The organism is Streptomyces barringtoniae (assembly GCF_020819595.1).
GTDB lineage: Bacteria > Actinomycetota > Actinomycetes > Streptomycetales > Streptomycetaceae > Streptomyces > Streptomyces barringtoniae.
On the sequence record NZ_JAJHNP010000071.1, the window covers coordinates 1 to 1,654 of the forward strand.

Here is a 1,654-nt window from a genome sequence, read left to right on the forward strand (position 1 = left end):
GGTGAGGGCGAGGCTCCAGGTGAGGGCGATCCACCAGTTGTTGCCGATGTGGGTGCCCAGGAGGAGGCCGCGGAGGGTTTCGATGGTGGGGGTGAAGGGCTGGTAGTGGGCGATGGGCTGGAACCAGCCGGGCATGGAGTGCAGGGGCACGAAGGCGCTGGAGAGCAGGGGGAGCAGGATCAGGGGCATGGCGTTGTTGCTGGCGGCCTCGGCGTTGGGGCTGATCAGGCCCATCCCGACCGCGATCCAGGTCAGTGCCAGGGCGAACAGGGCGATCAGGGCGAGGGCGGCGAGCCAGTCCAGGGCGGTGGCGTGGTGGGAGCGGAAGCCGATGGCCACGCCGACGGCGCCGACGAGGACCACGCTCATGAGCGACTGCAGGACGCTGCCGATGACATGGCCGATGAGGATGGAGCTGCGGTGGATGGCCATGGTGCGGAAGCGGGCGATGATGCCCTCGCTCATGTCGGTGGACACCGATACGGCGGTGCCGATCGTGGTGGAGCCCACGGTCATCAGCAGGATGCCGGGCACGATGTAGGCGATGTAGGCGGAGCGGCCCGCGCCGCCGCTCATGGCGTTGCCGAAGATGTACACGAACAGCAGCAGCAGCATGATCGGCGTCAGCAGCAGGTTCAGGGTCAGCGACGGATAGCGGCGGGCGTGCAGGAGGTTGCGGCGCAGCATCGTGTTCGAGTCACGCACGGCGAGAGACAGGGAACTCATCGGGCAGCCTCCTCGGGCTGGTTCGGCTGGGTCGGCACGTCGTCACCGGTCAGGGCGAAGAAGACGTCGTCGAGGTCGGGAGTGTGCACGCTCAGCTCGTCGGCCTCGACGCCGGCGGTGTCCAGCCAGTCGAGGATGGCGCGCAGCTCGCGCTGGCTGCCGCCGCTGGGGATCTGCAGGGTGAGGGCTTCGTCGTCGCGGGTGGCCTCGCGCAGCGCGGACGCGGCGTTCTGGTAGGCGGCCGGGTCGGTGAAGCGGAGCTTCACGTGTCCGCCGGGGATCAGCCGCTTGAGTTCCTCCGCGGTGCCCTCGGCAGCGATCCGGCCGTTGTTCAGGACCGCGATCCGGTCGGCGAGTTCGTCGGCCTCCTCCAGGTACTGCGTGGTCAGGAAGACACTGACACCGTCGGTGACGAGTTCCCGGATGATCTGCCACATGTTGTGCCGGGAACGAGGGTCCAGGCCGGTGGTCGGCTCGTCCAGGAAGATGATGCGGGGACTGCCGACCAGGGTCATGGCGATGTCCAGACGCCGCTTCATGCCACCGGAGTAGGTCGAGGCGGGCTTCTTCGCCGCCTCCACCAGGTCGAAGCGCTCCAGCAGCTCGGCGGCCACCCGCCGCCCCTCCGCCCGGGACAGGTGGTGCAGATCCGCCATCAGCCACATGTTCTCCTCCCCCGTGATCAGGCCGTCGACCGCGGAGAACTGCCCCGTCACCCCGATCGCGGCACGCACCGCCTGCGCGTCGGTGACAAGGTCGTGGCCCGCCACCCGGGCCTGCCCGCCGTCGGCGGAGATCAGCGTGGACAGGATCTGCACCGTGGTGGTCTTGCCGGCCCCGTTCGGACCCAGCAGCGAGAACACCGAACCGGCCGGCACCACCAGATCGATGCCGTCGAGCACGACCTTGTCACCATAGGACTTGCGCA

The 1,654-nt window shown here is 68.7% G+C and carries 2 protein-coding genes; both read right to left on the minus strand.

Annotated elements, in window-relative coordinates; genetic code table 11:
- Positions 1-726 (minus strand): ABC transporter permease (locus tag LMU33_RS40725; protein WP_228627137.1); only part of this gene is annotated, 726 nt, incomplete at its 3' end.
- On the minus strand, positions 723-1,654 hold a 932-nt coding region (locus tag LMU33_RS40730), incomplete at its 5' end, for an ATP-binding cassette domain-containing protein (protein WP_228627139.1). The genes LMU33_RS40730 and LMU33_RS40725, both read right to left, overlap by 4 nt.